We start from the raw sequence: 17,035 nt of genomic DNA on the forward strand, positions 1-17,035 counted from the left end.
TCTGATGTCAAATTATCGCCGTAGTTATATCCCCGGCGGCACCTGGTTCTTCACGGTAAATCTGCAAAACCGCCAAAGCAATCTCCTGACCCGGCACATTGAAAAACTGCGTGCCACCACCGCGCTTATCAAACGCAAAAAGCCCTTTCTGATTAATGCATGGGTTATTTTACCTGAGCATATGCACTGTATCTGGACGTTGCCGGATGGCGACACCGATTATTCGGGACGCTGGCGGGATATCAAAAAAATCTTCACCCGTGAGTTAGAGATGCGGCGAGTCTGGCAGCCGCGTTTTTGGGAGCATGCGATTCGCAACGAAGAAGATTACCAGCGGCATATAGATTACGTTTATATCAACCCGGTGAAGCATGGTTATGTGAAGAGAGTCATTGATTGGCCGTATTCAACTTTTCATCGCGATGTTCTCACGGGGTTGTATTCGTCTGATTGGGCGGGGGAAGTTGCCGATTTTGACGCCGGAGAGCGCAGATAGAACGCCGGGTGGCGGCTCACGCCTTACCCGGCCTACCGGTCAGCGTTCGGTACGCAAACCCAGAGCCCGGTCCTGTAGGCCCGGTAAGGCGCTAGCCGCCACCGGGCAAACAAACGGTTCGGTACGCAAACCCGGAGCCCGGCCCTGTAGGCCCGGTAAGGCGTTAGCCGCCACCGGGCAAAACAAACGGGTCGGTACGCAAATCCGGAGCCTGGTCCGTGGCCCGGTAAGGCGTTAGCCGCCACCGGGCAAAACAAACGGGTCGGTACGCAAATCCGGAGCCTGGTCCGTGGCCCGGCAAGGCGTTAGCCGCCACCGGGCAAAACAAACGGTTCGGTACGCAAACCCGGAGCTCGACCGTAGGCCCGGTAAGGCGTTAGCCGCCACCGGGCAAACTGAGGGATTAGTCCTCGAAGAACCAGTAACCACTGTTGACCAGCGCCGCCAGCAGGGCGAGGAATGATGGGTCTTCCAGCGCATCGCCGAAATGGTCGGCCTTGAGCGAAAGGTGCGTTGCCATGGCATCCAGCGCCGGGCGGTGCGGGGAGTTAATTTGCTCGCCGTTGACGAACACCTCGCCATCGATACGCAACACGCGCAGGCCACCGAGGCGCGCCAGCTTATCCCCCTGCTGCAGGGCGTCGTAAATCTCATCGGGCTGATACGGCGGCTCCGGCGGCGCGACGTCCAGCTCGTGACGGGACTGAGTAATAAACTCGCCAAACCACTGCTTAAAATGCTCCGGCTGGTTAATCAGCCCGAGCATCATTTCGCGCAGGCGATCCAGCTCGGCAGGCAAAATATCCGCCGGATGATCCCGCGACGGCACGTCCGGATCGGCGTAACGCTGGCTACCTAACTCGCGTTGTAAAACATAATCAGCAAAGCCGCTAAACAGTTCGCGGGCGTTAGGGGCGCGATAGCCAACGGAATAGTTCAGCGAGTTTTCCAGCGAATAGCCCTCATGCGGGAATCCCGGTGGAATATAGAGAATATCGCCTGGCTCCATCTCTTCATCAATAATCGCGTTAAACGGATCAACCTGCAGCAGATCCGGGTGTGGACAGTGCTGCTTCATCGGCACCTTTTCGCCCACGCGCCAGCGGCGACGACCGGTGCCCTGAATGATGAATACATCGTATTGATCGAGATGGGGACCGACGCCGCCACCAGGGACGGAAAATGAGATCATGAGATCGTCGATGCGCCAGTCGGGTAGGGCGCGGAACGGAGCCATCAGCGCCGCTGATGGCTCGTGCCAGTTGTTTACCGCCTGTACCAGCAGCGACCAGTTATTCTCGCTCAGGTGATCGTAGCTCTCAAACGGACCGTGGCTGACCTGCCATTTGCCGTCCTGGTGGCTAACCAGGCGGCTGTCGACTTCGCTCTCCATGGCCAGTCCAGCCAGCTCATCCGGGCTTAAAGGATCGACGAAATTAGCAAAGCCACGTTTCAGTACTACCGGGCGTTTTTGCCAGTAGCGCTCGATAAAGTCGGGCCAGTTCAGCGTTAATTGATAATCCATAATTATATTCCACAGCAGGTGTTTGTTAGGGATTATAACGGATGCGACACCTGCATGATGCAGGCGCCGTTAAAAAACTGATTGTTTTAGCTTTCTTTATCGTCAGGGAGCTGGTGGCCAAAAATGACTTCCATGCAGGCTCCGCCGAGTAAGCTGTCCTCGGTCAGGATGCGGCCATCATACTGTTCAACGATATCGCGGGCGACGGCAAGGCCTACACCTTGTCCGGGGCGCAGCGTATCGGCGCGCTGGCCGCGATCGAACACCGCGTTACGCATACTCTGGGGGATCCCTGGACCGTCATCCTCAACCAGAATATGCAGGTGGTTGTCGTTGGACTGACGCACGGAGACTTCCACAAACTCCAGGCAATACTTGCAGGCGTTGTCGAGCACGTTGCCCATGACTTCCATAAAATCATTCTGTTCGCCGACGAAGCTGATTTCCGGTGAAATATCGAGGGTGATATTCACGCCTTTACGCTGATAGACCTTGTTTAGCGCCGAGGTCAGGCTATCAAGCAGTGGGGCGATTGGGTGAAGTTCGCGACTGAGGAGAGAACCGCCGCTGCGCATGCTTGCGCGATGGAGATAGTAACCAATCTGCTGTGAGATACGACTGATCTGTTCCAGCATCACCGGTTCGGCTTCATTAACGTTGAGCTTCCCGCCGCGCATCGAGCGCAGGGTGCTTTGCATCACCGCGAGCGGCGTTTTCAGGCTATGGGTCAGGTCGGTCAGGGTGGTGCGGTATTTGTCGTAGCGCTCGCGTTCACTTTTCAGCAGGCGGTTAAGGTTGCTGACCAGCCGGGTGAGCTCGCGGGTGGTGTTCGGGTTGAGCATCTCACGGTGATGCTCTTCCAGTTCACGCACCTCTTTTGCCAGCGACTCGATAGGTCGCAGGCTCCACCATGCTGCTACCCATAGTAACGGGATCACCAGCAGCAGGTTGGCCGCCAGCACGTAGATAAACCAGCTCCACACCATATAGGAACGCTTAAGTTCCACCGGAATGGTATCGACGACCACGATACTCAGCTGCGGCATCGTGCTGGTGGCGGGGTAAAGATTAATCGCCACCGAGTGGGTCATCTCGGAGTCGTCATCCTCTTCACGGATAGCGTCCAGCTGTTGCTGCACTTCCAGGTTATTGTGTTGCAGCATGCTACTGCTGTCGACATCGGCCTCAATCTCATGAAAACCGTTGTTTTTCAGCCACTCCGGCTGAATGCGTTTGGTAAGCCATGGCACGTCGTGCTGTGCCCATAAGAGTTTGCCGTTGGCGTCGTAAATCAGCGTCACTGTGGGGCTTTGCATATTGAGGTTTTCGGGAATATCGACCTCAATTGTGTTGTTTTCCCACTTTGCCAGCATATAGAACAGGTTGCTCTCGCCACGTAGCAGGCGAAAAGTGGTTTTATCGAAGCTTACGCTATAGCCGACCAGCGCCACCATTCCGTAAGACAGCGACAGCACCAGCACCACAGCGGCCGTCGCCAGCAGAAAGCGAACGCGTAGCGACAGCGGCAGAATATGTCGTAGCACGCCTTTCATCCGCGTAGTTCGAACAGATAGCCCTGGCCGCGGACCGTCGTAATCACATCCTGCGGATACTCGGCCTGGATTTTCTTGCGCAGTCTTCCCATAAGTACATCAATGGTGTGGCTTTCGCGTAGTTCGGCGTCGGGATAGAGTTGCAGCATCAGCGAGTCTTTACTGACCACTTTGCCCCGGTTACGGATCAGCGTTTCCATAATGGTGTATTCGAAAGCGGTAAGCTTGATCGGCTGGTCGTTGACCGACAGCTCGCGACGCGACAAATCAACCTGGAAAGGCGGGATGGATATGACCTGTGAGGCCAGGCCGCTGTTACGCCGCAGCAGAGCCTGCATGCGGGCGGCGACCTCTTCGATATGAAACGGTTTGGTGACATAGTCATCGGCCCCGGCGCTGAGAACTTCGACCTTGTCCTGCCACCCTTCACGCGCGGTGAGCACCAGAATCGGCACCGAGACGTCGTGACCGCGCCAGCGGCGAATGAGCGACAGACCGTCCTCATCCGGCAGGCCAAGATCAACAATAGCGATGTCCGGAACGTGTTCACCCAGATAGTAATCTGCTTCCTTCGCATCTTCCGCCGCATCTACCTGATGGCCCAATTCCTGCAACTGAACTTTCAGGTGATGGCGCAGCAGAGCGTTGTCCTCAACCACGAGTACGCGCATGCCAGTTCTCCATTTTATTTATGATTTGAATAGTTTAGCTCTAATTATACACCTTTAACATAAACAGCTGTTAAATAACGAGTTTTATTTAATTTTTTGGACCTCTGTTTCATGAGGTGTTAGCGGCATTCCATCCTGGGCGACCGGCATCATCAGGGGGAGCGCGTGCTGCGTCCGTTTATCGATCAGTACTGAATGACGCTCGCTGTCGGCGAAGAGATATTGTTCTCCCCACTGGCGTAACGCGACGACGATGGGGAACAGGCGCTCTCCTTTTTCCGTCAGTACGTATTCTTGATAGGCCGTACCATCTGAAGCAGCCCGAGTGGTCAGAATACCGGCATCCATCAGCTTGTGCAGACGATCGGAGAGAATATTACGGGCCATTCCGAGGCTGCGCTGGAAATCGCTGAAGCGGCGCATGCCATCAAAGGCGTCGCGAACAATCATCAACGACCAGCGGTCACCGATAATATCCACGCTGCGTGCCACGGGGCAGGTCTCATTTTTCATCTTTTCACGCGATGACATTCGCACTCCTGACATTTGGCTAATCCGGTTGCATTTTAAAACTACATCATTTAGCCTTCAACTGGTTTTGTTTTGAAACCAGAATGGTAAGGTTGGAATCATGAAAGCGTCAGTGGTATCGCCATCATTAATGGACCCGGTTGCAGTGATGCCCCGCAGCCTGGTCTGGTTATTTGCCATCGCCAGCGGTTTGAGTGTGGCAAATGTGTATTACGCGCAACCGTTGCTCGACGCGTTAGCCCGGAGTTTTGCTATTAGCCATGCTGCCGTCGGGGGCGTGATTACGGCGACCCAGATTGGCTGCGCGCTGGCGTTGTTATTGCTGGTGCCGCTCGGTGACCGGGTGAATCGCCGCCGCCTGATGGCGATACAATTGATACTACTGATTGCCGCGCTCGCTGCGGTAAGCATGGCATCTTCTGCCCTGATGTTGTTGGGCAGCATGCTTGCTGTTGGCCTTTTGGGGACCGCGATGACTCAGGGATTAATTGCCTACGCAGCCAGTGCCGCTTTGCCCCATGAGCAGGGGCGAGTTGTTGGTGCCGCACAAAGCGGAGTGTTTATCGGACTGCTGCTGGCGCGGGTATTTTCCGGAGGCATCAGCGATCTGCTCGGCTGGCGCGGAGTTTACATTTTTGCCGCTTTGCTGATGCTGAGCATCGCACTGCCGTTATGGCGTCGGTTACCGGTATTAACGGCTGTGCCAAATACCCTGAGCTACCCGCAACTGCTGACATCAATGTTGACGCTGCTGCGCGGGGAAAGAGTGCTTCAGATTCGCGGTGTGTTGGCGTTGCTGATGTTTGCTGCGTTTAATATTTTTTGGTGTGCGTTGGTGCTACCGCTAAGCGCACCGCCTTTTAGCTTTTCCCACACCGAGATTGGCGCGTTAGGTCTGGTGGGGGTTATTGGGGCGTTGGCGGCGGGCCGTGCCGGGAAATGGGCCGACAGGGGATATGGTCAGCGTACCAGCGCTGCGGCTTTGGTGATTCTGCTCCTCGCCTGGTGGCCGCTATCGCTGATGGTGTGGTCACCAGCGGCGTTGTTAATGGGCATTGTGCTGTTGGATCTCGGGGGCCAGGCGCTGCATGTCACTAACCAGAGTATGATTTTCCGCACTCGTCGCGAGGCGCACAGCAGGCTGGTCGGGCTCTATATGCTGTTTTATGCCGTTGGCAGTGGTCTGGGGGCTATAAGTACAACAGCGGTGTATGCAAGCGGAGGATGGCAGGGCGTTTGCCTGCTGGGGGCGTTGGTCAGCCTGTTAGCGCTGGTATTCTGGTTTGCAACCCGGGGCCAGATGGCAGGCAAATGACGGGGCGAAAATCCCCCTCTTTCCCGCAGGAAAGAGGGGCAGAGGGCTTATTTCAGTTCGTCAACCATGGTGGTCGCGCGGCCGATATAGTTGGCCGGAGTCATCGCCTTCAGGCGAACTTTCTCATCCTCCGGCAGCGCCAGGCTGTCGATGAACTGCTGCATACCTTCAGCGTCAACGCGCTTGCCACGCGTCAGTTCTTTGAGCTTCTCATACGGCTTTTCAATGCCGTAGCGGCGCATCACGGTCTGGATTGGCTCCGCCAGTACTTCCCAGTTGTGATCCAGCTCATCCAGAAGACGGTCCTGATTCAGCTCCAGCTTGCTCACACCTTTCAGGGTGGACTGATAGGCAATCAGCGCGTAACCGATACCTACGCCGAGGTTGCGCAGCACGGTGGAGTCGGTCAGGTCGCGCTGCCAGCGGGAAACCGGTAGCTTGCTCGCCAGGTGCTGCATCATCGCATTAGCCAGACCGAGGTTGCCTTCGGAGTTCTCGAAGTCAATCGGGTTCACTTTATGCGGCATGGTTGAAGAGCCGATTTCGCCAGCAATGGTTTTCTGCTTGAAATGGTTGAGCGCGATATAGCCCCACACGTCGCGATCGAAATCGATCAGGATGGTGTTGAAGCGTGCCATGCAGTCGAACAGCTCGGCGATGTAGTCATGTGGCTCAATCTGGGTGGTATACGGGTTCCACTGGATGCCCAACGAGGTCACAAATTCTTCGCTGAACTGGTGCCAGTCCACTTCGGGGTAGGCGACAATGTGGGCGTTGTAGTTACCGACCGCGCCGTTGATTTTACCGAGGATTTCAACCTGGTTTAGCTGACGATACTGGCGTTCCATACGGTAAGCGACGTTCGCCATCTCTTTACCCATGGTGGACGGCGTGGCCGGCTGACCGTGGGTACGGGAGAGCAGCGGGATATCGCGATACTGTACCGCGAGGTCTTTGACCGCGTCGATAAGCTTGCGCCAGTAGGGCAGGATCACTTCGTCGCGCGCGGTTTTCAGCATCAGCGCGTGAGACAGATTGTTGATGTCCTCAGAGGTGCAGGCGAAGTGGATAAACTCGGAGACGGCGTGCAGCTCGGCCACATCAGCGACCTTTTCCTTGAGGAAATACTCAACCGCTTTAACGTCGTGGTTGGTGGTGCGCTCGATAGTTTTGATGCGCTCTGCATCTTCGACGCTGAAATCGGCGACAATTTTATCAAGGTAACCGATTGCGTCGGCAGCAAAAGCAGGAACTTCCTTGATCGCTGCGTGCGTGGCCAGTTTTTGCAGCCAACGAACTTCTACCTGAACACGGAATTTCAGCAAACCGAATTCGCTGAAGATACCGCGCAGCGCGCTGACTTTATCGCCGTAGCGTCCGTCGACTGGGGAAACGGCGGTCAGTGAGGATAATTCCATAGATCATAACTCCGGGGTTAAATGAGCAAGAATTTGTTTTGCCTGGTTAACCAGACGATTACGAGAAAACATTAGCTGCAGCCGTCCGCCGCCTACCTGGTGCCAGAGCACGGCGGCGCGAATGCCCGCCAGCAGGGTGGAGCGAACTTTGGCCTGTACCTGTGGGCTTTGCAGCACGGCAGGGGAGCCGGTTACCTGAATCCGCGGGCCCAGCGGGCTAATCACATCAACGTAGATGCCCGCCATCGCGCTGAGCAGGGTTTCAGATTGCAGATCGAAATGTTCCAGCTGACGGCGCAGGCCACCAATGCGGTCACCGAGGGTATTCATCGCCCCTTTGCTGGCAGCCAGCTTACGCTCCAGCACCATCAGGCTTAAAGTATAGCGGGTGAGTTCGGCATTCAGTCCCTGACGGCTGCTGGTATTCAGCACGCCGATGAGGGTTTCCAGCCCGAGGCGAAGATTGGCTTCACTGCCACCGAACACCGCCAGAGTCGAATCCGGGTCGAGATCGATGATGCTGTTCAGCGACACATGCAGGGCATCGCCATCGCAATGCCCCTGGTGCGCCAGCTCCTGAACCAGACGCGCGGCCTGGCAAACTCCGGCCAGCGCCAGCGTAATGTCATAATAATTCTTCGCCACACATTCTCCTTGTAAACCGCCGGACGCCCGATTGGTACATCTAGCGGCAAAAACGTCTGTCAGGCCTGCAGCGGCAAGCGCTGTTCAATAATACCGCCACCGAGGCAGATTTCGCCGCTGTAGAAGACCGCTGACTGACCAGGCGTAACGGCCGCGACCGGTTCGCCAAAGATAACTTCGATACGTTCGTCATCCAGCGCCTTCACGGTGCAGGGGATATCGGTCTGGCGATAGCGGGTTTTTACCGTGCAGCGCAGGGTGCCCGTTACCGGCTCGCGGTCGACCCAGTGCAGCTGTTGGGCAATCAGGCCAACTGACATCAGACGCGGATGCTCGTGGCCCTGGGCCACTATAAGGATATTATTCTCGACATCTTTATCGACCACGTACCACGGGTCTTCGCCACCGTCTTTGATGCCGCCAATACCCAGGCCTTTACGTTGCCCAAGCGTGTGGTACATCAAACCCTGATGCTCGCCGACTTCATCACCGTCAACGGTGATGATTTTGCCCGGCTGAGCAGGCAGATAGCGGCCAAGGAACTCGCGGAATTTACGTTCGCCGATAAAGCAGATGCCGGTGGAGTCTTTTTTCTTCGCGGTGATTAAATCCAGCTCTTCAGCGATTTTTCGCACCTGCGGTTTTTCCAGCTCACCCACCGGGAACAGGCTTTGCGCGATCTGCTCGTGACCCAGAGTATAAAGGAAGTAGCTCTGGTCTTTATTGCCGTCGAGGCCGCGCAGCAGCTGACTCTTACCGTTGACATCGGCGCGGCGCACGTAGTGACCGGTGGCGATGTAGTCAGCACCGAGGTCTTCAGCGGCAAATTCGAGGAAGGCTTTAAATTTAATTTCTTTGTTACACAGAATATCCGGGTTCGGCGTGCGTCCGGCTTTATATTCTTCAAGGAACAGTTCGAACACGTTGTCCCAATATTCTGCGGCAAAGTTAACGGTGTGAAGCTCAATGCCGAGCTTATCGCAGACGGCTTGCGCGTCCGCCAGATCTGCTGCTGCGGTGCAATATTCCTCGCCGTCGTCTTCTTCCCAGTTCTTCATGAACAGGCCTTCCACCTTATAACCTTGCTGGAGAAGCAGGTAAGCGGAAACTGAGGAATCAACCCCGCCGGACATGCCGACGATCACTTTTTTCTGGCTTTCTGACATTGGAATACTCACTACATTGAACTTCGAGGCGGCGTATTCTAGCACGCGTCTCCCGTTCAGGCACCCCCTGTGAACGGCCAGTTAAATTCGCCAATTAACGACAGAGGGTAACGTGGGTCTTGCTGATAGCTGCGGATACTCTCGGCAACTAATTGAGAACGCAGGTTTGCCGCGTTAAGGATTTCCTCAGCACTAAGCCACAGGCAGCGGTCAATATCGCTGTCATGCGGTTCAGTGGCGCACGTATCGTTAAGCTCAATGGCGAACAAAAAACGCAAAAAAGGCGTGCGATCCGGGGCTATCCACTGATGCATGCGGATAAAATGCTGTGGTGTCGCGCGGATGCCGGTCTCTTCCCACAGTTCGCGTTCTGCGGCCTGCACCAGCGTTTCATCGGCCTCCAGATGCCCCGCAGGCTGGTTCCATAACGCTTTGCCATTGATCGTTTCTTCAACAACCAAAAATTTGCCTTTCGCATGGACTACGCAGGCGACGGTGACGTGCGGTTTAAACATATTGCATCCTTATTATGGTTCGAACCCTTCTGCGACATCCGGCCAGCGAATTTCGCCGCTGAGTTTATTAAGGCTAATGTAAGCGATAACAGGCGATGTTTCCGGGTCGCCTGCGCCGCGACACTGCGGGGACTGGTGATCTTCACGCACCATCATTTGAATCTCTTTTTCCGCATTCCAGCTTTCATAAAATATACAGCTATAGTCGTGACGTAAATTAAGCGTTACCAGGCGAGATGCTTTGTCCGTTGATAAGGGATTGATATCCTCACGGTAGCTATCGCCACGGTTTAGGGGCGTGAGCCGCGATTTTTTCAACCAGCCGCGCACGATATGGCGATCGGCAGTGTAATAAACGGCCTCGATAAAATCATCGTTGGATTGTTCCTGGACGGAAACAGTATCCCCGGGCAGGAGGAAAACGCTGCTGCTGCGGCACTGTTCGTTCGGCACGGCGTAGAACCACGCCCGGCTGGAGCCTTGTATTTGATAGTGATTATTCTGAGCCGGAGCGAGACTTTCGCGCTGTCGCATCGCTTTATTTGCCCATTTCTGACACTGGCTGCTGACGGGTAGGGGATTATTCTCCGGTGCCAATCCGGCAGCATTCACCCAGCCGGTGGCGAATTGTCCTTTGGCATCGCGAAAACGTACATATCGATACTGCTGATCCGCAGAGTCACCCAGCGCAATACTGCGGAGTATCTCGACGTTGTCGCCAGCAATCAGAAACGCCGGGAGCGAACATTTGGCTGCGGGAGCCGAGTAGAAATGCAGTCGCTCCCCGGTTTTTACCTGGGCTGAATCATAGAGGTAATTGGCCTCTCCGGCGGCGATACCGGCAAGGGCGTCGCAATTATCCTCTGCGAAACAAAGCGATGAGATGCAGCAGAGACCTAGTGTACCAAGAAGGGCTAAACGCATATTTTTTCTTCCCTGAAATGACCTTATGCTGCTTTTGGATTGAATTATTCGACCTTTCGCCATTCGCCGTTGGTCAGTCCATCCAGCGTATAGCCGCCCATCGCATAACGAATCAAGCGCAGCGTGGGATAGCCGACGTGCGCGGTCATTCTGCGAACCTGACGGTTGCGCCCCTCATAAAGCGTGATTTTTAGCCAGCTGGTGGGGATCGACTTGCGCTCGCGGATTGGTGGATTTCGCGGCCATAGCCACGCGGGTTCCGCAACCAGCTCAACGCCGGCGGGCAGGGTCGGGCCATCATTTAATGTGACGCCGTCTCGCAGGGCGACCAGTGCCTCCTGCGTCGGGTCACCTTCAATCTGAACATAATAGATCTTGCCGGTGCGTTTGCCTGGCTGAGTCAGCGCCGCCTGTAGCGCGCCGTCGTTGGTCAGTACCAGCAGGCCTTCGCTATCCCGGTCCAGCCGACCAGCAGCATAGACTCCAGCAACCGGAATAAAATCTTTTAGCGTGCTTCGCCCGGACTCATCAGTAAATTGTGGCAACACATCATATGGTTTATTGAACAAGATCACAGTTTTTGGTTGGTGTTCTTTACGTTGTCTGGTGACTTGTTGCTTGCTGAATCGCTCAACGCGATGTTTTCTAAATGAAGTTTTTTGCATGGTATTTTCAGACTCAATCAATTGCCGCATTATAGCCTAATTACGAATGCCTTTCATGGACGCAAACATTCAGGTAGTATTGACATGCTCATTACAACTTATTAACAAAAAGGTTGCTCAAACCGATTCGCATTACAGGAAGGCGACACGGACGCGAAATCTCCGGTTAGCGGGATATTCCGATGACGGGAGTGGGCGAATAAAGCCAACGCCCGGCTAGCGTGAAGAGGGAAGAGCAGAACCAGAAGCGCTCGAAGGAGAGGTTAATGGAAAGCAAAGTAGTAGTTCCGGCGGAAGGTCAAAAAATCACCCTGCAAAACGGCAAACTGAACGTCCCTCATAACCCGATTATCCCGTTCATCGAAGGCGATGGTATCGGTGTTGACGTAACCCCAGCAATGCTGAAAGTGGTTGATGCTGCCGTTGAGAAAGCCTATAAGGGCGAGCGTAAAATTTCCTGGATGGAAGTTTACACCGGTGAAAAATCGACCCAGGTTTATGGCCAGGATGTCTGGCTGCCTGCCGAAACTCTTGATCTGATTCGTGATTATCGTGTTGCTATCAAAGGCCCTCTGACTACGCCAGTTGGCGGCGGTATTCGTTCCCTGAACGTTGCTTTGCGTCAGGAACTGGACCTCTACGTTTGCCTGCGCCCGGTACGTTACTACCAGGGTACGCCGAGCCCGGTTAAACATCCTGAACTGACCGACATGGTTATCTTCCGCGAAAACTCAGAAGACATCTATGCAGGCATCGAGTGGAAAGCTGACTCAGCAGAAGCCGATAAAGTGATCAAGTTCCTGCGTGATGAAATGGGCGTGAAGAAAATTCGCTTCCCGGAACATTGCGGTATTGGCATCAAGCCATGCTCTGAAGAAGGCACCAAACGCCTGGTTCGCGCTGCTCTCGAATACGCTATCACTAACGATCGCGACTCGCTGACCTTGGTGCATAAGGGCAACATCATGAAATTCACCGAAGGCGCGTTTAAAGACTGGGGCTACCAGCTGGCACGCGAAGAGTTCGGCGGTGAACTGATTGACGGTGGCCCATGGCTGAAGATCAAAAACCCGAACACCGGGAAGGAGATCGTAGTTAAAGACGTGATCGCCGACGCCTTCCTGCAGCAGATCCTGCTGCGTCCGGCGGAATACGACGTTATCGCCTGTATGAACCTGAACGGTGACTACATCTCTGACGCCCTGGCGGCGCAGGTTGGTGGTATCGGTATCGCTCCGGGCGCGAACATCGGCGACGAGTGTGCACTGTTCGAAGCGACCCACGGTACTGCACCGAAATATGCAGGCCAGGATAAAGTGAACCCAGGTTCTATTATTCTGTCTGCTGAGATGATGCTGCGCCACCTGCAGTGGTTCGAAGCCGCAGACCTGATCGTTAAAGGCACCGAAGGCGCAATCGCCGCTAAGACCGTGACCTATGACTTTGAACGTCTGATGGAAGGCGCTAAACTGCTGAAATGTTCAGAGTTTGGTGACGCGATCATCGCGAACATGTAATCCAGATTTTGGGTTAAATAAGAACGGGAGCCGATGGGCTCCCGTTTTGTGTCAGTAATAAAAAGGCTGCGCCACCTACGGCCTTCACGTCAGGTTCTTGCTATTTAGTTTGCCACATTCGATATTGCCCCCATGCTCCCTGCTCTGTTACATACTCCTGAGGCGTTCCATCGGCAACAATATCCAGTGTTTTACGCATTCCCATACTCAGCGTGGTGCACTCATTACTCACTTTTAATCTATGCGGCCCATTATTAATATATGCACTCACGAACTGGTTTTGGCGCAAGAGCGCGATATCTTTACCATCAATAGAGATTAAAAACTTACATGTACCGCCGCTAGCGCTGGCAATAATTGAGACTGTTCATCGGTAATGACAACTCTCCCTGGAGGATAGCGATTTGTGACAATCCTAATTGAGTTAGCAAAATAGTGTGGCAGGTTTAGTTGGTCAGTTGCCAAAAACTATTTTTTTAAAGGAAGGCCGAATTTCTGAGATTGGTTCCCTGAAGTATCTTTTCATGGATAATGTACTTTCCTTGCTCATAACAGACAAAGCCATACTGTCACCAATTCCTTGAGGACCGTGAAATTTTCTCAATAACCCTCTATTACTGATTTACAGCAGAGGTTTCTTTTAGCGATCTATATTGAGTATAATTCGATTCCAGGACTTTCTGATAACTGCCGTGGCTACTGATATGAATCTCAATCGCTTCTGTTATTTTCTCCTGGCCATTGCGGCTGTTGGAAGCCTATTTACCCCGCATTCCTGTGCCATATGGCTTCTGCTCGTCAACATCCTGACGCTGGTGGTTTACGGCGTGGATAAAATGGCGGCACGCAGGGCCTGGTGCAGAGTGCCGGAACTCACCTTGTTGGTATTTGGGGTTATGGGAGGGTGGCCTGGCGCGATAGTGGGTCAACAACTCTTTCGCCATAAAACGCAAAAGCAGCCATTTAAAACCTACTTTATCATCAGCGTGATATTGAATATCTCAGCGATGGTGGCGGTTTACCAGTTTGATCTGTTTTCTCCTTTTCTCACTTCCTGAATATTGACTGAGTCTTCCCTCAACGGTAGCCGCACGATAAATGTTTCATATATTCCCGGTTATCTCAGGCAGTAATTGTTCGATCACACTTATAATGCTTCTGACCCTCTGGGGGATAAAATGGGCATCAGGATAGACGGCATAGAGGAAGCGGTCAGGTAACCGCCAGGCGGGTAATACAGGAATCACCTTACTCAGTTGGTGTCCAACTTTTGCGGTGCAGTACACATTGGGCGAGGTCTTACGCGCAAATTGATAAGAATAATAAGGGGAGCGTGATGGATACAGACAAGTTAAGTTTCTGGTTGAATCGTTGGGATCTCATTGCGGACGGCAACCCATTTATCACGCATACCTCAACGCTACTCCCGGTTAAAGCAGCACATGGTATTAAGGCCATGCTGAAAGTGACTGATGATGCGGATGAGCAAACCGGGAACGCACTCATGACATGGTGGGAAGGTAACGGTGCAGCAAAGGTTATTGCGCATGAAAACGAAGCAATTCTACTCGCCCGGGCGACAGGCTCTGCGTCACTGGCAACGATGTCGAGAAAAGGTCAGGATAATGAAGCCTGTCGCATTTTGTGCGCCACGGCTAACAGGCTTCATAGCCCCTCAACAAGACCCTTACCCCGGCTAACCACTCTGCATGAATGGTTTTCTTCGCTAAAACCAGCAGCTCTGAAATATGGTGGCATCCTGACTATCTGTGCGGAAACCTCAGAAGATTTGCTTTCGTCTCCACGCGATATCGTTGTGTTACATGGTGACTTACACCACGGTAATGTGCTCGATTTTGAGACGTCTGGCTGGTTGGCCATCGATCCAAAAGGGCTTATAGGTGAACGAGGGTTCGACTTTGCCAATATTTTCACTAACCCGGATCTTGATAATCCAGTGCCGCGTGTAGCGACTGTTCCGGAGATATTTAAACAACGACTAAGTATCGTTACCGAGACGGCGGGCCTGGACAGAGAACGCCTTCTCAAATGGATCATTTCATGGTGCGGGCTATCAGCAGCATGGTCCCTCGAAAGTAACGGCGATGTATCTACAACATTAAAAGTTGCTGAGTTGGCAATTATTGCACTTGAGCAGTGAGCAGAAGCTCAACCTGACCTGCATTCGGCGCGCAATAACCGCCAGCGACTGATATCCCTGGCCCATCACAATCATCATCTCTCCTCCGAGAGCATCAGTCCATTGCTGAAGCTCCACTCATCGGCGGTATTAAACTGAATGATCACCATGACATCATCCGGATTAATACCCAGCGCCGTATGCAGCTGCTCACATAGCGTACGGCAGAGGTTTTTCTTCTGCTCGAATGCGCGAGGTTTACCAGCCGTGATATGGAACTGAATGAAATTGTCGCTGCGGCCAGCGCTTTTATAGTGGCGGTCGAACACATGCAGGTTCGTAGGTAGCCTTTCGAAAACCTGAAAGCGATCATGAGGCGGAACGGCAAATTCTTTCTCAAGGCTTTGTTGCAGAATGTCGGAAATCTGCGTTATTTGCGCGTCGCTATAACCCTGATGCAGAGTGATACGAGTGAAAGGCATCTCGTTAATCCTCTTTCAGGCATTCAAAGGCGGAAACCGCAGCAGGCCAGCCAGCGTAGAATGCCAGATGGGTGAAAACCTCAACGATTTCTTCGCGGGTCAGGCCATTTTGCTGGGCGAAGCGGATATGCCAAGGTAATTGCTGAACGCGGCCAAGTGCGGTCAGCGCTCCCAGCGTCACTAAACTGCGCTCGCGTGGGGAAAGCGGTTCTCGTTTCCAGATATCATTAAAAAGTACATCCCGGCTCAATTCAGCCAGCTTTGGTGCGACGCGGGCCAGGGTTTCACGATCAAGGGATTTCGTCATTGTTCTCTCTCCGTATTGACAGTGAAGTCATTCTGGCGCGATATTTCGATCCTGAAAATTGAATTATACGTGACTATCCATCCCGTATTTCAGGACGATAATGAATAAGCTTCCTCTTACGCTCGACCTCGACGCGCTGCGCAGTTTTGTGACTGGCATTGAGTGCGGCAGCTTTGCGCAGGCGGCAAATCGCCTCTGCCGTTCAACCTCGGCGGTCAGTGCACAGCTGAAAAAACTGGAGCAACAGTGCGGCACCGAACTGGTGGTAAAGAAAGGTCGTCACCTGGAGCTGACCCATCATGGTGAAATAATCATGGGGTATGCCCGTCGTCTGCTGGTGCTGAATGATGAAGCGCTGCTAGCCCTGAATGGCGAACTGTTGCAGGGTGAAATACGTATTGGTATGCAGGAAGATTTTGGCGAATCGCTTATGCCCGGTTTACTTGGCGAGTTCAAGCGCCACCATCCGGGGATGCGAATGATTGCCCGCGTTGATCGCAACCGGGCGCTACTCGAGGCGTTCAATAACAACGCGCTGGATATGGCGTTGCTATGGCAGCCGGAGAGCGCACAACGTGATGGCAAATTGATTACTCAGTGTCCGCTGGAGTGGATAACGCACCCGAAACTGGACATCGGCACACTGCTGGCACAGGGCAAGCCGTTGCCGCTGGTGATGCTGGAAAGCCCGTGCCTGATGCGCTCCCGTGCCATTGATTGTCTCGACCGGGCCAACATCGCCTGGCAAGTGGTGTTTGTCAGCCACAGCCTGAGCGGTATTTGGGCTGCCGTGCAGGCGGGGCTTGGTATTACCGTGCGTACCCGTATCGGAATGCCCGGCAACTTGCGTGTGACGGGAAGTATTCTGCCATCACCGGGAAATTTGGGTATTACCCTGTTGCAGGAGGCGCGAAACGACGCCATTCATGGAGCACGGGCGCTGCTGGGGCAACTTATGGAAGAGACGCTATTAAATGCGATGTATACCCAAAATAATTCGAGTTGCTTAAAGGCGGCAAGGGAGTGACAAATTCGTCGGGAACGAATTTGACCAGCCGAAGGCTGGCCTCCGGTGAGAGGCAGGAGCCTCTCATTAATCCCCGGGAGCATAGATGACTATGTGACCGGGGTGAGTGACAAATCTGCCGGGCGCAGATTTGAACGT

18 protein-coding genes and 1 pseudogene are annotated in these 17,035 nt (G+C 53.7%); 6 read left to right on the forward strand and 13 right to left on the reverse strand.

The features are described from left to right. Nucleotides 1–4: 4 nt before the first annotated feature. A complete protein-coding gene (locus QVF11_RS26300) occupies nucleotides 5–496 on the forward strand; it encodes an REP-associated tyrosine transposase (RefSeq protein WP_287860546.1) in 492 nt (163 codons plus the stop codon). Nucleotides 497–899: 403 nt separating this feature from the next. Here the strand turns inward: QVF11_RS26300 and QVF11_RS26305 are convergent, their stop codons facing one another. The 4 genes from QVF11_RS26305 to QVF11_RS26320 all read right to left on the reverse strand — a co-directional run bounded on the left by QVF11_RS26305 (nucleotide 900) and on the right by QVF11_RS26320 (nucleotide 4,776). Beyond that, on the reverse strand, nucleotides 900–2,021 hold the full coding sequence (locus QVF11_RS26305) for a ribosomal protein uL16 3-hydroxylase (protein ID WP_112216651.1): 1,122 nt from the start codon (nucleotides 2,019–2,021) through the stop codon (nucleotides 900–902). An 86-nt stretch (nucleotides 2,022–2,107) separates the two neighbouring features. Further along, nucleotides 2,108–3,574, reverse strand: coding sequence for a two-component system sensor histidine kinase PhoQ (phoQ, locus tag QVF11_RS26310; RefSeq protein ID WP_112216650.1), 1,467 nt, complete (start codon nucleotides 3,572–3,574; stop codon nucleotides 2,108–2,110). After that, entirely contained in the window at nucleotides 3,571–4,245 is a 675-nt protein-coding gene (phoP, locus tag QVF11_RS26315; protein WP_287860550.1) for a two-component system response regulator PhoP, read from the reverse strand. The genes phoQ and phoP overlap by 4 nt, the downstream gene beginning before the upstream one ends. Before the next feature lie 84 nt (nucleotides 4,246–4,329). Continuing rightward, entirely contained in the window at nucleotides 4,330–4,776 is a 447-nt protein-coding gene (locus QVF11_RS26320) for a winged helix-turn-helix transcriptional regulator (RefSeq protein WP_287860553.1), read from the reverse strand. 100 nt (nucleotides 4,777–4,876) lie between these two features. Between QVF11_RS26320 and QVF11_RS26325 the strand changes: the two genes are divergently transcribed. Then, the gene (locus QVF11_RS26325) at nucleotides 4,877–6,091 is read left to right on the forward strand and encodes an MFS transporter (RefSeq protein WP_287860556.1); all 1,215 of its coding nucleotides are present in this window, start codon (nucleotides 4,877–4,879) and stop codon (nucleotides 6,089–6,091) included. Nucleotides 6,092–6,138: 47 nt separating this feature from the next. Here QVF11_RS26325 and purB read toward each other — a convergent pair whose 3' ends face one another. The 6 genes from purB to rluE are packed head-to-tail and all read right to left on the reverse strand — an operon-like array spanning nucleotide 6,139 to nucleotide 11,454. Next, nucleotides 6,139–7,509, reverse strand: a complete 1,371-nt coding sequence (gene purB / locus QVF11_RS26330) for an adenylosuccinate lyase (protein WP_182237965.1) — start codon at nucleotides 7,507–7,509, stop codon at nucleotides 6,139–6,141. Nucleotides 7,510–7,512: 3 nt separating this feature from the next. Continuing rightward, nucleotides 7,513–8,154: a high frequency lysogenization protein HflD gene (gene hflD, locus QVF11_RS26335; protein ID WP_110273628.1), complete on the reverse strand. Its 642-nt coding sequence runs from the start codon at nucleotides 8,152–8,154 to the stop codon at nucleotides 7,513–7,515. 59 nt (nucleotides 8,155–8,213) lie between these two features. Continuing rightward, nucleotides 8,214–9,320: a tRNA 2-thiouridine(34) synthase MnmA gene (gene mnmA, locus QVF11_RS26340; RefSeq protein ID WP_287860562.1), complete on the reverse strand. Its 1,107-nt coding sequence runs from the start codon at nucleotides 9,318–9,320 to the stop codon at nucleotides 8,214–8,216. A 56-nt stretch (nucleotides 9,321–9,376) separates the two neighbouring features. Further along, entirely contained in the window at nucleotides 9,377–9,835 is a 459-nt protein-coding gene (locus tag QVF11_RS26345) for an NUDIX hydrolase (protein ID WP_110273626.1), read from the reverse strand. 12 nt (nucleotides 9,836–9,847) lie between these two features. After that, the gene (locus tag QVF11_RS26350; protein WP_287860565.1) at nucleotides 9,848–10,759 is read right to left on the reverse strand and encodes a hypothetical protein; all 912 of its coding nucleotides are present in this window, start codon (nucleotides 10,757–10,759) and stop codon (nucleotides 9,848–9,850) included. 44 nt (nucleotides 10,760–10,803) lie between these two features. Next, entirely contained in the window at nucleotides 10,804–11,454 is a 651-nt protein-coding gene (gene rluE, locus QVF11_RS26355; protein ID WP_112216643.1) for a 23S rRNA pseudouridine(2457) synthase RluE, read from the reverse strand. Nucleotides 11,455–11,690: 236 nt separating this feature from the next. Here rluE and icd point away from each other — a divergent pair, with 236 nt between their 5' ends. Both icd and QVF11_RS26365 read left to right on the forward strand, forming a co-directional pair. Further along, nucleotides 11,691–12,941, forward strand: a complete 1,251-nt coding sequence (icd, locus tag QVF11_RS26360; protein ID WP_287860569.1) for an NADP-dependent isocitrate dehydrogenase — start codon at nucleotides 11,691–11,693, stop codon at nucleotides 12,939–12,941. Nucleotides 12,942–13,645: 704 nt separating this feature from the next. Next, a complete protein-coding gene (locus QVF11_RS26365; protein ID WP_287860572.1) occupies nucleotides 13,646–13,999 on the forward strand; it encodes a DUF1294 domain-containing protein in 354 nt (117 codons plus the stop codon). A 45-nt stretch (nucleotides 14,000–14,044) separates the two neighbouring features. Here the strand turns inward: QVF11_RS26365 and QVF11_RS26370 are convergent. Continuing rightward, nucleotides 14,045–14,185 (reverse strand): annotated as a pseudogene (locus QVF11_RS26370) (LysR family transcriptional regulator); the annotation flags it as partial. Nucleotides 14,186–14,277: 92 nt separating this feature from the next. Here QVF11_RS26370 and QVF11_RS26375 point away from each other — a divergent pair. After that, a complete protein-coding gene (locus tag QVF11_RS26375; RefSeq protein WP_287860575.1) occupies nucleotides 14,278–15,102 on the forward strand; it encodes an aminoglycoside phosphotransferase family protein in 825 nt (274 codons plus the stop codon). 74 nt (nucleotides 15,103–15,176) lie between these two features. Here QVF11_RS26375 and QVF11_RS26380 read toward each other — a convergent pair whose 3' ends face one another. Both QVF11_RS26380 and QVF11_RS26385 read right to left on the reverse strand, forming a co-directional pair. After that, nucleotides 15,177–15,563: a tautomerase family protein gene (locus tag QVF11_RS26380; protein ID WP_287860578.1), complete on the reverse strand. Its 387-nt coding sequence runs from the start codon at nucleotides 15,561–15,563 to the stop codon at nucleotides 15,177–15,179. 4 nt (nucleotides 15,564–15,567) lie between these two features. Next, entirely contained in the window at nucleotides 15,568–15,870 is a 303-nt protein-coding gene (locus tag QVF11_RS26385; RefSeq protein ID WP_287860580.1) for a carboxymuconolactone decarboxylase family protein, read from the reverse strand. Between the two features lie 100 nt (nucleotides 15,871–15,970). Here QVF11_RS26385 and QVF11_RS26390 point away from each other — a divergent pair, with 100 nt between their 5' ends. Continuing rightward, nucleotides 15,971–16,897: a LysR substrate-binding domain-containing protein gene (locus tag QVF11_RS26390; protein ID WP_287860583.1), complete on the forward strand. Its 927-nt coding sequence runs from the start codon at nucleotides 15,971–15,973 to the stop codon at nucleotides 16,895–16,897. Nucleotides 16,898–17,035: the final 138 nt, after the last annotated feature.

Source organism: Klebsiella sp. (assembly GCF_027492335.1).
GTDB lineage: Bacteria > Pseudomonadota > Gammaproteobacteria > Enterobacterales > Enterobacteriaceae > Klebsiella > Klebsiella huaxiensis.

Bases quoted from the DNA above. Each gene is read 5' to 3' on its own strand.
- QVF11_RS26300 (WP_287860546.1), top strand. From the start codon at position 5: ATGTCAAATTATCGCCGTAGTTATATCCCCGGCGGCACCTGGTTCTTC.
- QVF11_RS26305 (WP_112216651.1), bottom strand. From the start codon at position 2,021: ATGGATTATCAATTAACGCTGAACTGGCCCGACTTTATCGAGCGCTAC.
- phoQ (WP_112216650.1), bottom strand. From the start codon at position 3,574: ATGAAAGGCGTGCTACGACATATTCTGCCGCTGTCGCTACGCGTTCGC.
- phoP (WP_287860550.1), bottom strand. From the start codon at position 4,245: ATGCGCGTACTCGTGGTTGAGGACAACGCTCTGCTGCGCCATCACCTG.
- QVF11_RS26320 (WP_287860553.1), bottom strand. From the start codon at position 4,776: ATGTCATCGCGTGAAAAGATGAAAAATGAGACCTGCCCCGTGGCACGC.
- QVF11_RS26325 (WP_287860556.1), top strand. From the start codon at position 4,877: ATGAAAGCGTCAGTGGTATCGCCATCATTAATGGACCCGGTTGCAGTG.
- purB (WP_182237965.1), bottom strand. From the start codon at position 7,509: ATGGAATTATCCTCACTGACCGCCGTTTCCCCAGTCGACGGACGCTAC.
- mnmA (WP_287860562.1), bottom strand. From the start codon at position 9,320: ATGTCAGAAAGCCAGAAAAAAGTGATCGTCGGCATGTCCGGCGGGGTT.
- QVF11_RS26345 (WP_110273626.1), bottom strand. From the start codon at position 9,835: ATGTTTAAACCGCACGTCACCGTCGCCTGCGTAGTCCATGCGAAAGGC.
- QVF11_RS26350 (WP_287860565.1), bottom strand. From the start codon at position 10,759: ATGCGTTTAGCCCTTCTTGGTACACTAGGTCTCTGCTGCATCTCATCG.
- rluE (WP_112216643.1), bottom strand. From the start codon at position 11,454: ATGCGGCAATTGATTGAGTCTGAAAATACCATGCAAAAAACTTCATTT.
- icd (WP_287860569.1), top strand. From the start codon at position 11,691: ATGGAAAGCAAAGTAGTAGTTCCGGCGGAAGGTCAAAAAATCACCCTG.
- QVF11_RS26365 (WP_287860572.1), top strand. From the start codon at position 13,646: ATGAATCTCAATCGCTTCTGTTATTTTCTCCTGGCCATTGCGGCTGTT.
- QVF11_RS26375 (WP_287860575.1), top strand. From the start codon at position 14,278: ATGGATACAGACAAGTTAAGTTTCTGGTTGAATCGTTGGGATCTCATT.
- QVF11_RS26380 (WP_287860578.1), bottom strand. From the start codon at position 15,563: ATGCCTTTCACTCGTATCACTCTGCATCAGGGTTATAGCGACGCGCAA.
- QVF11_RS26385 (WP_287860580.1), bottom strand. From the start codon at position 15,870: ATGACGAAATCCCTTGATCGTGAAACCCTGGCCCGCGTCGCACCAAAG.
- QVF11_RS26390 (WP_287860583.1), top strand. From the start codon at position 15,971: ATGAATAAGCTTCCTCTTACGCTCGACCTCGACGCGCTGCGCAGTTTT.